At 35.3% G+C, this 13,785-nt stretch carries 10 protein-coding genes; 1 reads left to right on the plus strand and 9 read right to left on the minus strand.

Annotation, left to right across the window (positions count from 1 at the left end; all coding sequences use genetic code 11):
• Nucleotides 1-3: 3 nt before the first annotated feature.
• A complete protein-coding gene (locus HBB17_RS03445; RefSeq protein ID WP_167955779.1) occupies nucleotides 4-1,062 on the plus strand; it encodes an LCP family protein in 1,059 nt (352 codons plus the stop codon).
• Between the two features lie 248 nt (nucleotides 1,063-1,310).
• On the opposite strand, the gene HBB17_RS03450 is transcribed toward HBB17_RS03445, so the two are convergent.
• The 9 genes from HBB17_RS03450 to leuA all read right to left on the minus strand — a co-directional run bounded on the left by HBB17_RS03450 (nucleotide 1,311) and on the right by leuA (nucleotide 13,740).
• Complete coding sequence (locus HBB17_RS03450; RefSeq protein WP_167955780.1) at nucleotides 1,311-2,483, minus strand: CDP-glycerol glycerophosphotransferase family protein; 1,173 nt, start codon at nucleotides 2,481-2,483, stop codon at nucleotides 1,311-1,313.
• A 54-nt stretch (nucleotides 2,484-2,537) separates the two neighbouring features.
• Nucleotides 2,538-3,728 (minus strand): CDP-glycerol glycerophosphotransferase family protein, encoded by a 1,191-nt coding sequence (locus HBB17_RS03455; RefSeq protein WP_238483661.1) that lies wholly within the window; start codon nucleotides 3,726-3,728, stop codon nucleotides 2,538-2,540.
• Nucleotides 3,729-3,759: 31 nt separating this feature from the next.
• On the minus strand, nucleotides 3,760-6,171 hold the full coding sequence (locus tag HBB17_RS03460) for a bifunctional glycosyltransferase/CDP-glycerol:glycerophosphate glycerophosphotransferase (RefSeq protein ID WP_167955781.1): 2,412 nt from the start codon (nucleotides 6,169-6,171) through the stop codon (nucleotides 3,760-3,762).
• Nucleotides 6,172-6,250: 79 nt separating this feature from the next.
• Nucleotides 6,251-7,072, minus strand: coding sequence for an HAD-IIA family hydrolase (locus HBB17_RS03465; protein ID WP_167955782.1), 822 nt, complete (start codon nucleotides 7,070-7,072; stop codon nucleotides 6,251-6,253).
• A 9-nt stretch (nucleotides 7,073-7,081) separates the two neighbouring features.
• Nucleotides 7,082-7,495: a glycerol-3-phosphate cytidylyltransferase gene (tagD, locus tag HBB17_RS03470; protein ID WP_167955783.1), complete on the minus strand. Its 414-nt coding sequence runs from the start codon at nucleotides 7,493-7,495 to the stop codon at nucleotides 7,082-7,084.
• 76 nt (nucleotides 7,496-7,571) lie between these two features.
• Nucleotides 7,572-8,312, minus strand: coding sequence for an ABC transporter ATP-binding protein (locus tag HBB17_RS03475; protein ID WP_167955785.1), 741 nt, complete (start codon nucleotides 8,310-8,312; stop codon nucleotides 7,572-7,574).
• A gap of 14 nt (nucleotides 8,313-8,326) precedes the next feature.
• Entirely contained in the window at nucleotides 8,327-9,106 is a 780-nt protein-coding gene (locus tag HBB17_RS03480; RefSeq protein WP_167955786.1) for an ABC transporter permease, read from the minus strand.
• A 153-nt stretch (nucleotides 9,107-9,259) separates the two neighbouring features.
• Nucleotides 9,260-11,626, minus strand: coding sequence for a bifunctional glycosyltransferase family 2 protein/CDP-glycerol:glycerophosphate glycerophosphotransferase (locus tag HBB17_RS03485; protein WP_167955787.1), 2,367 nt, complete (start codon nucleotides 11,624-11,626; stop codon nucleotides 9,260-9,262).
• Nucleotides 11,627-12,072: 446 nt separating this feature from the next.
• Nucleotides 12,073-13,740 (minus strand): 2-isopropylmalate synthase, encoded by a 1,668-nt coding sequence (leuA, locus tag HBB17_RS03490; RefSeq protein WP_167955788.1) that lies wholly within the window; start codon nucleotides 13,738-13,740, stop codon nucleotides 12,073-12,075.
• Nucleotides 13,741-13,785: the final 45 nt, after the last annotated feature.

A 13,785-nucleotide genomic window follows, 5' to 3' on the forward strand; every position in this document is an offset into this window, starting at 1 on the left:
CTTATGCAGTATAATAATCAAAATAATTACGAAAATGAAAGACCAATGGTTCATAAAATAAAAAAGAAAAAGAAGAAAAAATTACGCCGATTAATAATCATTGAATTACTTGTCATCATAATACTAATCCCTGTTGCTTATATCTATTTCCAATTAGGTCGAATTCCAAGACAATCCTTAGACCTCGATAATATACAGGTAAATGATATCGACTTAGATGCACTGAAAGGATACCGCAATATTGCCGTATTCGGTGTTGATTCCCGTGCAAATGATCTAAAAAAGAATACAAGAAGTGATTCCATTATGATCGTAAGTATTAATAAGAAAACAAAGGACATTAAAGTATGTTCCATCTACCGTGATACCTATGTACACATTAAGGATCATGGTTACACAAAGATCAATCATGCTTATGCATATGGTGGTCCAGAATTAGCCATTAACACCATTAATGAGAACTTTGATCTAGATATCACCGATTTTGTTACCGTGAATTTTAGTGCTGTTACAAATGTTGTTGATCTATTAGGTGGAATCACACTAGATATTCAAAAAGACGAACTAAAGCATGTTAATAACTATACAAGAGACGTTGCAAGGATCAATGGTACCGATTATACATATCTAAAGAAAGCGGGGAAACAAACCGTTGACGGTACACAAGCAACTGCTTACTGTCGAGTTCGATATACAGCCGGTGGTGATTTTACAAGAGCCGAGAGACAACGTACTGTAATGACGCAGATCTTTAATAAAGCTAAGAAATCCAGTATACCAACTATGATTAAACTTGCAAATAAGATGATTCCACAAATCTATACCAGTTTATCCAATACAGAGATGTTAAGCCTTGGAAAAGATATCTTCTTCTATGATATGAAAGACCAAAATGGTTTCCCATTTGATAAAAAAACAAAGAAGATCAATGGTGTATCTTATGTTCTAGCCGATAGCTTATCATCAAATGTTAGTAAATTACATGAATTCTTATTCAAACAGGAAAACTATGAACCATCTAAAACAGTTCAAAATTATAGTGCAGAGATTGCCAATCGATAATATTCGCATATCATAGATTACATCAACAGCACGTATCTGCACATCAAAATACTATGGTAAGCTTTCTGTTTACTTAAAAGTAAAGAGCTACGAAAATCATAATATATAGGATTCTCGTAGCTCTTATACTATTCGTATATTCAATTATTTATCTTACTTTTATTTTTATTCTTTTATTAATATTTCTTTTATTGATATTCTTTTATCGATATTTGCTTTATCTCCATTTGAATACTTGGTTACTTTTTCTACTCTTTCTCCGTTACAAGACGAATTACCCTTTCTGTGGACCTTCCATCAAAATAATGATAGTAACGTTCTCTAAACCATTCAATGCGCTCACGGTCGTATTTGTCCTCATAGACATTCCATTGGATTGCTTCAATCACTTCTTCCATGTTCTTAACAACCATTCCTGGCACAAAGGATTCATATGGTTCATAGAATCCTCTTCCTTGTTGTTCAAAATGTTCCAAATCATAGGCAAAGAAGATCATCGGCTTATCTTGTAAGCAGTATTCATAAATAATAGAGGAATAATCCGTAATTAATGCATCTGCAACAAATAGCAATGTATTGATATCTGGAAATTCTGAAAGATTAAATACACGCCCTTTATATCGTTCTTGTTGCTCTTTTGTCCAACTATATTGTTTTGCTACAAATGGGTGTAATTTGATAATACAAACGCAATCTACTGGTAATCTGTTAATAAAAACATCTAGATCCAAAGCAACTTTGGGATTGCTTACTTCATCATCTCGAAACGTAGGCGCATATAATATAATCCGCTTCTCTTTAAGTTCAGGATACTGTTCATAAAAACCAGCCATATCCTGTTTTTTCTTTTCTTCATCAAACAAGCAGTCTGTCCGTGGTAATCCCGTTGCATAGACATGCTCTGGCTCGATTCCAAAGGCACCAGCATATTGGCTGCGTATTCCATCTGCATTCACAATCAGATGGGTTACCGTCTGATTTGCATGCTTTTCCAATCGTTTCAAATTTCCTTCATTGGCGTCTTGTCCGAATTTTTTTATGGTTCCTGTTCCATGCCAAAGTTGTACAACTTTTGTATACTTAGAAAAATGAAGATAAGCCATAGGTAGAAAGATATTATCTAAAAAAAGATATCCTGCTGTCGCCATATGATATGGTTTAATAAGGAAAAAGGTAAGACAACTTCTTATCCTTCCTCCACTCTTTACTTCGGCTGTTTCTTCTTTTTTGATATAATGGAATTCATATGCAGAACTCTGTTTCTTCATTTCTTGTACGATCATACCAACATTACTATCCATACTACTATCATGTGTCATAATGCAAAAAACTTTATCTTTGTTCACTCTTGTAAAGATCCGATATACGTAGAAGAAAAATGCAAATACCATATATCCCATCTTCTTCACTGTCTGTTTCATACTCTGTGTCTCCATTTCCTATGATTCATTTCCACAATGGTTACTATAGTGATTTCAACCAAGTTTCTCTTTAATGATGGCTACTACTTCTTCGGAAGCATGTCCATGATCTAAATGATTATATGTTTCACAGAACTTTTTGTATTTCTCTTCATACTGTTTCTTGTCATAATGTAGAATATCATCGATCAAATCTTCCGTTTTAAGGGAGATCGGTCCTGGTACCTCTGCAACAAAATCAAAATAAAAACCACGTAAGGTATCTTTGTATTTATCTAGGTCATACGCATAGAAAAACATTGGACGTTTTAGTATGCTGTAATCAAACATAACCGATGAATAGTCGGTTATAAGCAAATCCGATACCAAGTATAGATTGGTAATATCATAGGATTTATCATAATTATAGATAAATCCCTTGTATGCGGACCAATCAATCGCGTCTTCAATCAAATAATGATATTTTACGATACATACATAGTCCTCTTTTAATCGCTCCATAAACATATGGAAGGCAAGGCTTGGATTAAACTTATAACTTCCTTGACAATAGAATTCATCATCCCTCCAGGTTGGTGCATATAGAATCACTTTCTTGTCCAATGGAAGCCCCATTTCCTGCTTTAATCGTTCAATCGTTTCCTTTGTATTCCCTTTGATCAGATAGTCATTTCTTGGATAGCCGACTTCCACCATTGTTTTATAAAATGCAAAAGCACGGCGAAAGATTGCTGTGGAATAGGAGTTCTGGGAAAGAAGATAATCCCAGGTCTGGGCGTTGTCGTAAAAGTCTTTTTTGTACTCCTCTGTATCCTTTCCTTCTGCCATTGTAACTTCCTTCATATCCAATGCTAGTTTTTTCAACGGAGTACCATGCCAGGTTTGAATATAGGTAACGCCTTTTCGCTTCACTAAGAATTTGGGTTGTCTACAGTCAAATACCCATACTTTTGCAACAGCCATATAGTATAGATATTGCAGACGTCCATATTTTATGACCTTTGCCTGTCCAGGAATCTTTGTATTCTCTTTTTCAAAGAACCAGACGATCCGATACATTTGATCGTACCCTTGTTCCACCATATTCTCATAGATTGCTTTGGGATTCCCCGAATAATTTCGCCCAAGATTACTACCAAATACGATTACATCTTTCCGCAATGGCAGAACCACTGTTAGAATCCGATATAGTAAGATTACGCACTGCTTGACCAGGCTTCGTATTCTTCCTAATACATTCTTCATTGTATCTATCCTACCCTTTCTTTTACACGGGTTACCCCTTACGAATGATATTCTCTACAACACGCTGTGCAGCATGTCCATCCTCTATACTACAAAACCGCTCATAAAATCTATTATAACGCTCTTTATACTGTTCTTCAATCTCATCGATCTCTGCTATTGCTTTGATTAATTCCTCGTTCGTTTGTAACAAAGGTCCTGGTACCTCTGTTTCCATATCAATATAAAAGCCATGCAACTCTTCTCTGTATTTTTCCAGATCATACGTGAAGAACAAAATTGGCCTTCTTAAGTTTGCATAATCAAAGAAAACAGAGGAATAATCTGTTATGCATAGATCGGAAGCAAGATAAAGTTCACTCACATCCTGATACCGACTCCCATTATAGACAAATCCGTCCCCGCAGATAGAATCCACTTGATCAACAACAAAATAATGGGTTCGAAGTAAAAGTACATATTCATCGGAAAATGCTTCTTTCAATTTCTCGATATCCAACGCAAGGGAAAACTTATACTTTCCATTGGAGTAAAACTCGTCATCTCTCCAGGTAGGCGCGTACAAAATCACTTTCTTATCCAATGGAATTCCTAACTTTTGCTTTACTTTCTTCCCAATTTCAGTTCCATTTTTTGCATATAATACATCATTTCTTGGATAACCATATTCCAAGATTTTCTCTTGATCGAATAAAAATGCATGTTCAAATACCTCTGTAGAGAACCGATTATCCGATAACAGATAGTCCCATTTTCTTGAGACTTTATAAAAATCTTCCTTATGGGTACTACTAGCAGAATGTACATCTTCCATGTCAAAAACAAGTTTTTTCAGAGGCGTTCCATGCCAGGTTTCAATAAACACACTTCCTTTGCGTTTCGTATACCAGATTGGCTGTCTGCTATTAAAAACCAGAAATTTCGCTCGGGACAAATAATACAAATAGCGGTAAGTATTCGGCTGGATAACCGTTGGATTCCCTGGAATCACTACTTGTTTATCTCTCATTACCCATACATACTTATATGCATCTCCATATGTTTCAAGCAAATACTCATAGATGTACTTACAGTTATCTGAATAACTCTTCCCCCCGAAACTTTCAAATAAAATCAGATTTTTCTTAATTGAAAGTCTTCGGAATAAAAGTCGATCCAAGGCTCTCGCTCGCTGAATGGTATTCCCAAAGAGGCCTTTCTTTTTCTTTTTCATTATAAAACGGTTTGCTTTTTTTACTGCTTTCTTCCACTCTCTGTTCTGAATAGCCTCTAAAATTCCTCGCTCGGTTACCGTGAAATTAAGAAGTATGTGTTTATCCATGTCTTGTAAGAACATTGCTACCGCTTCTACCGTAGTCTCTGATAATACCGAATCCTTTTTTCCATGATAGTTTCCCATATACAATTGTAGATAAAAACGACAGGCATACTTATACAGCACTTCTAATACTTGCTTTTTACATTGCGCTACTTTCGTATCTCCCTCTGTCTCAGGTATTTGCAGGACAATCTGTTTTGCTCTTACTACTGCTGCTAGAAATTGTCCTCCCCGATCGTCTACCTTAATTTGCGAAAGGGAAGGCTGTAAAACAGGATCATTATGCTCGCGTTTCCCATAGGCAGGAACCGAACTCCATACCCATCTATCTTCTTTCGTACTAGCTGCTAGTAACTGCATCACAAAAGGAAGATCACTATACCACAGATTCTCCCCATCAAATTGAATCTTATGTTCCTTAATCCATTCTCGCTTAATCAGTAGATTTAATACACTGACTTCTTTTTCAAAGAGCATAGCTGCTGCATCATGAATCTCATATACGATATGTTGTCGCTTATTCGCCCGTTCTTTTTCTTGTTTCTTTGCATTTCTACTATCCGATTCTAGCAAATCTAATTCTTCCTGTTGGTATATCTTTTCCTGTTGTTCTGCATTTACCTGTTGATGCGTATTTTCTTGTTGCTCTGTATTTTCTAGTTGTTTTCCTTCTTTTAAATACGTAAATCGTTTGTATCTCGTCTGGATTTTCTCGCTATATACAACGGTTGCCTCTTCTTCTTCTGCAAGCCTGCTCATCTGCTCCAACCCTTCCGGTAAGAGATAATCATCGCTATCCAAGAAATACACATACTCCTTCGTTGCCTTTTCTAATCCAGCATTGCGAATTGCCCCAATACCTGCCTCTTCTGACCAAACAAAATCCATAATAGGTAACTGTTTTTGATAAGTCTGAAGTATACGGTCAAACCCATCCTCTTGCAATCCTTCTATTACTTTCTTAGGTAACGATGGATTATTCCAAATGAGATCTTCATACATTTTTCTTTGATCATGAATTAAAATTACTTCATAATCCTGTAGTTTTAAATCACAGATACTATCTAGACAATCCCGTAGATATTGCTCTCCTCTATGATAGGATATAATGATACTAACACCCACCGTAAAATCCTCCTATACATAAAATGAGGTGCCACACAAATCTCTTCCATTCTTGAAATATTTTGTGCGGCAACCCCATCTAGTCTTTTAATACATTGTATATGTCTTTAATGGTCTCGCAATAATATGTTGGTGGATACGCGGTTGTTTCCAGATCTTCATATTTTGCTTCTCCGGTAAACACCACAACTGTGTCCACCTCTGCATTGATTCCACAAGCGATATCTGTGTACAGACGATCTCCTATGACTACTGTTTCTTCCGGTCCATAACCGTTGGCATTACAAGCCATATCGACCATAAGACGATTAGGTTTCCCCAGATAAATTGGCTCTCTTTTCACTGCTTCTTTTAGCAGATTACAGATTGCACCACAATCTGGTACATATCCATAGGATACAGGACAAGCCAAATCCGGATTCGTTGCCAGATAATCAATTTGGGTTGTTTCTAATAACTCACATATGGTTTCAATTTTTCCATAGGTCAATTCATTATCAAATCCCACAATAGCTGCAACAATCTGTTGCTTATTGGATTCCACTACTTCTTCTGTAATATTTAATCCAAATTTTCGTAGTTCTTGAATAAATGATTTGGTTCCTAACACATACAATAGTTTCGTTCCATAGTGTTCTTTTAGATAATGGGCAGTGGCAAACGATGATGTTAAAAAACTTGTCTCATCCACCAGGATCCCCATTTTCTCAAATTTGATCATGTAATCTTCTATACTTTTGGTAGAATTATTCGTAATAAATACATACTTTCCACCTTGTGTTCGAACTTCTTCAAGAAAATCCATAGTCCCATCGATTGGTGTTGCATCAAATGAAATTGTCCCATCGATATCAAGAAGAAATAATTTTTTCTTTTTTATATCACTTGTGATTGCTTTCATTGGAATTCCTTATTTATTGTCTGGATGATTGGTTACGCCAAGATTCAGATCATGTTTGATTTTTGTTGTTGAGATTCCTTCTGTACGAGGAAGATATACAACTTCACAGTAATCTTTTAAGAAGTCAAATTGTCCTTCCCAGTCATGTCCCATTACAAAGAGGTCTACATTATTATCTTGAACATCTTTGATTTTTTGTTCCCAAGTATATTCAGGAAGTACTTCATCAACATATTTGATTGCTTCTAGGATTGTTTTTCTATCTTCATAAGAGTGATATGCAGTCTTATGCTTTAACTCATTGAATTCATCTGTAGACAATACAACGATCAGATAATCTCCCATAGCCTTCGCTCTTCTAAGCAAATTAATGTGTCCAACATGTAATAAATCATAAGTCCCGTAAGTAATAACTTTCTTCATTTCGAAAATCTCCTTTTCTTAATACACAACCTTCCCATACAAAACCGCATTTGACGCGTTACAAACGAAGATCGTATTATTTTTCTAATTTTTCTTCATATATCGCACTAACTTCATCAACTGCACCATTGGCTATGATGTGACCATGCTCAAGGATGATTGCACGATCGCAAAGTCGTTTTACCTGTTCAAGAGAATGGGATACAAACAATACCGTTACCCCTTTATCAAACATACTTTTGATTCTCTTTTCGCTTTTCTTACGGAACTTTGCATCACCAACGGATAATACTTCATCTAGGATCAGAATCTCTGGTTCAACGATGGTGGCAATGGAGAAACCTAATCTGGCACGCATACCAGAGGAATAATTTTTCACTGGAACATTAATAAAGTCGCCTAGTTCAGAGAATTCCAGAATCTCCTCATACTTTTGGTTAATGAACTCTTTGGAGTATCCCAACATCGCTCCATACAGGAAGATGTTTTCCTTTCCTGTATATTGTTTATCAAAACCCGCTCCTAGTTCAAGAAGGGGAACAATCTTACCTTTTGTCGTTACAGACCCTTCTGTTGCTTTTAATACCCCTGCGATTACTTTCAGCAAGGTACTTTTTCCAGCACCATTAAATCCTAAGATGCCCAGACGCTCTCCTCTTTTTAGTTCAAAGCTAACATCTCTTAATGCCCAGAATTCTTTATAGGTAATCTGTTTCTTTAATTTTTTTATTATATACTCTTTTAAGTCATCCACTTTTTCTGCGCTTAGATTGAATTGCATTCCAACGTGATCAACTTTTAATATGACATCATTCATGATTACACCCCTAACTATATATTCAAGATAAATTTATCCTGTTTCTTATAGAAGAACCAAACACCTATAATTAAGGATCCAAAGCTAAAGATCGTTGAATATATCAATGCTTGCATATCCATTCCACAACCATAGATAATTGCATTTCTAAAGTTTGTAATTACTGCATATAAAGGATTAATTTTAAATACCCATTCATATCCATTTTTTATTACACTGTCAGGTCCATAGAAGATTGCACTACAATACATAATCAGCATTAATGCAACAGACCACAAGTATTCAATATCACGGAAGAATACTGCCATCGCAGACAAGATCATACCAACACCAAGCGACATGATAAAAAGTAGCGTAATTGGAATTATTGCTTCCACAACATGCCATGTTAGTGGTACTCTTAATACGATTGCTACCAAAACTAATACAACAAGTGATAGAAGGAAAATTACAAAATTGGAAATTACATTTGATAATGGGTATATATACTTTGGTATATATACTTTTTTTATCATTCCACTATTGGTTCGAATTGCCTTCATTGCAGATTTTGTAGCATTCGCAAAGAAAGAATATAGTAATCTACCTGTCAGAATATAAACAGGGAAAAACTCATCTCCTTTATTCCGTAACTTCGAGAATACAACCGTCAATACGATCATCGTTAGTAATGGTTCAAGTAATGTCCAAAACAATCCCAAAATAGAACGGCGATATTTTAATTTAATATCCTTCTTAACTAACTCTGACAGTAAGAAGTTATACTTAAAAAAATTCTGAATACGTTTTTTCATAGTTGGCAAACATCCTTTAACTATTATTGTGGTTTTTAATCTCAAGTCTTTGCTACATTTCAAGTGATCTGTGAAAATTGGATATTCTTGTTATGAAGCCTCCGTTTTCCACAGTCTCACCTGTTATGATCTTAGGCTATCCACTAAGCTTGACTAAGCCAAATTCTTTGGATTAAAAACAGTTTCCGCAACATTTTCTGAAGCATGTCCATCGTCCAGGCTACAGAATTTCTCATAGAATACGTTGTAACGTTCGCTATATTCTTCTTTGATATGATCAATATCTTTGATTGCATTCAACACCTCATCAGAAGTGTACAGAAGAGGACCTGGAATTTCTTCAAGCATATCAATATAGAATCCGCGAAGTACATCACGATATTTTTCTAAATCATACGTAAAGAATAACATTGGTCTCTGTAGGTTTGCATAATCAAAGAATACAGAAGAATAATCCGTAATCAGTAAATCCGAAATCAGATAGATTTCAGCGATATCGTCATATTTACTTAAGTTAAATGCAAAATCTTCCACACCTGTTGTATCTAAGGAATCCGCGATATAGTAATGTGTTCTTAGCAATACCACATACTCCTCTCCTAATTCCTGTTTCATCTTACGTAAATCTAATTTTAACTCAAACTTATATTGACCACTTCCATAGAACTCATCATCTCTCCATGTTGGTGCATATAAGATTGTCTTCTTATCCAATGGAATTCCTAATTTTTTCTTTAATGCAATAGATTTTTCTTCTTTATCTGGCGCATAAAGAATATCGTTACGAGGATATCCAAATTCCAACATTTCCTTATCATACATAAAAGCACTACGGAATACTTTTGAAGAAAAATAGTTGGCTGATACAAGATAATCCCACTTTCTTGAATCCTTGTAGAATTGAATCTTATGTTGTGGAGATGCTCCACATACTTCATCTTGGTCAAAAACCAATCTCTTAAGTGGTGTACCATGCCATGTTTCTAAGAACACATTTCCTTCTCTTTTTCTAACCCAGCGAGGTTGGCGAACATTGAATACACAGTATTTACATCTTGCCAAATAATAGGCATAACGGATACTGAATCGCTTAACCTTTGTGTGTGGGTATGGAATCTCTGACTTCTTATTGTTAATAACCCAGATAAACTTATACTTTCCTGGATATGTCTTTGCCAGATATTCATAAATGTATTTCGGGCTATCGGAGTAACTCTTTCCAAAGAAACTCTCACAGATTACCCAATTGTCCATCATTGGTTTCTTTAAGAAACTATGAATATATAAGAACTTCGCTAATGCTCTACGATTCGTAAGAATTTTCCTTAACTTCTTCTTACCTAAGTTCACATTGACAAGACGTTGGGATTTTTTTAAGTTTCCTTTCATCAAGGCTTTTACCAAACGTTTTCGATACCCTTTTTGCATCTTAATGACTTCTGGATTCATGTTATTCACAATCGTTCCAAGTAATTCAAATCGCTCATTTCTCCATGCATCATTCACACTACGACGTAGTTTTGGTGCAAATGTTTTCACATAGTAATTGATAATCTTTCGATCCACACGATTTCTTAATGTACTGTCTTTTGGAATCAAAGAAATCGTATAGTAGTATGCTTCAATATATTCTTCAAATTTTCCTGGTTCACGAATCTGTGATAAGGCAGGAAGGTTAATGGAATCATTGTGCTTTCTCTTAATATATACGGCACGCATCTTCTTTTCATATAGCGTTGCATATTCTAATACCTGTACTAAAAAGGACAAATCCGAGTAAAACTTAAACTTTTCATTGAATCGTATGTTATGCTCTTCGATCACACTACGTTTCATAAGGATATTCAAAACTGATACATTTCGAATTCCTTTTCTTGTTGTAATCATTGTGCGATGTGCTCGTTCTCTTTTTCTACGGATCCGTCTTTCTTCTGCAGCAAGAAGTTCTTCTTCTGATAATTCCTCATCATTTTCATCTTCGGAAGATTCGTCTCCTTCTTCTCCATTCTCCTCTTCGATGGAGCTTTTGGATTCGCTCTCGTTTCCATTCTCCGCATTTAACTGTGCTTCTTCTAACGCAGTGTTTTCTTCATCACCTTCTGCGTTTTCTTCATCTTCATTCTGTATGCAGGTACTCATATATACACTGCGTTTGAACCAAGAAGTTTTTTTCTTTCCATAAACAATGTCAGCATCCGTATCGATCGTTGATTCTATTAAATATGCTAACGTATCTATATATAAATAATCATCACTATCTAAGAAATATACATATTCTCCCTGTGCCTTATCAAGTCCTAGATTTCTTGCAGCTGCAACACCGGTCTTCTCATCTAAATGATATACTGATAGATTTAAATCTTGTTGATATTCTGCAACCAATGGATTGATATCTTCCTCAATATGATCACATACTAGAATTGTCTCCAGATCATGATAATTTTGTTCTCTTAAACTAGTAAGGCAATCCTCTAAAAATGCTATTCCACGATGAAATGGAATAATTATACTTACCTTCATTTTTCTTTTTTTCCCTCCAAATTCATATCCCTATTTTTCGCCGGGGATATGGTTTCGTACTTTTGGCATATGCCATTTTTCAAACCATCCAAAAAATTATAGCATTTTTGTAGATTCAAGTCAATGCACGGGTATTTTACACCAATAACATTAACAAAAAAATAATCTATACACTATACACAACCCATTTCCTATTATTTTACATTTATAGAATCGAATTGTATATAATGTATAGACTCTACTATTCTAGTATTATCCTTTTTTACCTATTTTAATAAATATTTCTTCTAATCAGGTAACGAGAAAACAGATTCAGCCATTTTCTTAAGATTTCTTTAACTACTTAGTTTCAAGCAATATTTACGAATACAATAAAAAGAATGTCTGTACTCGTGAATATGTTTTACATTAGAATGTCACTTTGGATATATTGGATGCTTTAATCACTAATATTTCAAACGGTTAATCGCACTAAAGATTGCACGTATAGACGCTCTCGTTATGTTAGAACTTACACCAACACCAAATGTTGCTTGGTTTGTTTCCTGATCAAGCATGTGGATATAGGCAGCTGCCTGTGCATTGGAGCCTTCTCGTAATGCATGTTCCGAATAATCCAATACTTTAACCTTGATACCTAAAGAATCCTGCATAGCTCTCTGAACAGCATCGATTGGTCCATTTCCGAAGTCTTCAATGGATTTTTCTTCCCCATTATACGTATACTCTAATACAACTTTCGTATCAAAATCGTTTTCTCCATCTGAGATATCTTCCACTTTACAACGTTTAAAATGAAGTGGTTCTTTTTTATCCAAATAGTGCTGTTTGAATTCATCCATGATCTGATCTGGGGCAACTTCACCTTGCTTCTCCGAAATTTTCTGAATCACATCTGCAAATTCTTTGTGCATTCCTTTTGGCAATTTGAATCCAAAATACGTATCCATAACAAATGCTACGCCACCTTTTCCAGATTGGCTATTAATACGTACAATTGGTTCATATTCTCTTCCAATATCACTTGGATCAATTGGTAGATATGGCACTTGCCAGATTGTACTATTCCTCTCCTTCATTGCCTTTACGCCCTTATTAATAGCATCTTGATGCGAACCTGAGAAAGCAGTAAATACCAACTTGCCTGCATAAGGGTGTCTTGCATGGATTGGTAACTTACAACATCTTTCATATACTTCGATTATATCATTGATATGTTCTAATTCTAATTCAGGATTAATACCTTGGGAGAACATATTATATGCAATATTAACGATATCAACATTACCCGTTCTCTCTCCATTACCAAATAAGGTTCCCTCAACTCGATCTGCTCCGGCTAACAATGCAAGTTCTGCACATGCTACTCCGGTACCACGATCATTATGTGGGTGAACACTAAGGATTATATTCTCTCTATCTTTAAAATGGCGGCTCATCCATTCAATTTGATCTGCATACACATTTGGTGTATTCATCTCTACGGTAGAAGGCAAATTGAATATGATCTTATTATCTTTTGTTGGCTGCCATACATCTTGTACTGCTGTACAGATATCTAACGCGAAATCTAATTCTGTACCCGTGAAACTCTCTGGTGAATACTCTAAAATGATCTTTCCCGGAAAATCCTTTACATACTCTTTTACAAGTTTTGTTCCATCAATAGCAATTTGTTTGATCTCTTCTTTTGATTTTCCAAAAACAACATCTCGTTGTAAGGTAGACGTTGAATTGTAGATATGTACGATTGCTGTTTTAATCCCTTCCAACGCTTCAAATGTACGTTTAATCAAATGTTCTCTACACTGAACAAGTACTTGTACGGACACGTCATCTGGAATCAATTTTCGTTCCACCAATTGTCTTAAGAAGTCAAATTCAATCTGTGAAGCAGATGGAAAACCCACTTCAATCTCTTTAAAGCCCAAATTAACAAGCATTGTAAAAAACTCAATCTTCTCTTCTACGACCATAGGCTCAATTAATGCCTGATTTCCATCACGAAGATCGACACTACACCAGATTGGTGCTTTTTGAATTTCCTTATTTGGCCATTCTCTTTCTGGGTAATTCACTACAGGTACTCTTTGATATTTCTTATAATTCAACATAATAAAATCCTCCTAATTTAGAATCTATGATTTACCTTCACTAAT

Origin of the sequence: Anaerosporobacter faecicola, assembly GCF_012070565.1 — a bacterium.
Lineage (GTDB): Bacteria > Bacillota > Clostridia > Lachnospirales > Lachnospiraceae > Anaerosporobacter > Anaerosporobacter faecicola.

What these genes read in the sequence shown, in the direction of transcription:
- HBB17_RS03445 (WP_167955779.1), top strand. Translation starts at nt 4, where the DNA reads ATGCAGTATAATAATCAAAATAATTACGAAAATGAAAGACCAATGGTT.
- HBB17_RS03450 (WP_167955780.1), bottom strand. Translation starts at nt 2,483, where the DNA reads ATGAAACAGACAGTGAAGAAGATGGGATATATGGTATTTGCATTTTTC.
- HBB17_RS03455 (WP_238483661.1), bottom strand. Translation starts at nt 3,728, where the DNA reads ATGAAGAATGTATTAGGAAGAATACGAAGCCTGGTCAAGCAGTGCGTA.
- HBB17_RS03465 (WP_167955782.1), bottom strand. Translation starts at nt 7,072, where the DNA reads ATGAAAGCAATCACAAGTGATATAAAAAAGAAAAAATTATTTCTTCTT.
- tagD (WP_167955783.1), bottom strand. Translation starts at nt 7,495, where the DNA reads ATGAAGAAAGTTATTACTTACGGGACTTATGATTTATTACATGTTGGA.
- HBB17_RS03475 (WP_167955785.1), bottom strand. Translation starts at nt 8,312, where the DNA reads ATGAATGATGTCATATTAAAAGTTGATCACGTTGGAATGCAATTCAAT.
- HBB17_RS03480 (WP_167955786.1), bottom strand. Translation starts at nt 9,106, where the DNA reads ATGAAAAAACGTATTCAGAATTTTTTTAAGTATAACTTCTTACTGTCA.
- HBB17_RS03485 (WP_167955787.1), bottom strand. Translation starts at nt 11,626, where the DNA reads ATGAAGGTAAGTATAATTATTCCATTTCATCGTGGAATAGCATTTTTA.
- leuA (WP_167955788.1), bottom strand. Translation starts at nt 13,740, where the DNA reads ATGTTGAATTATAAGAAATATCAAAGAGTACCTGTAGTGAATTACCCA.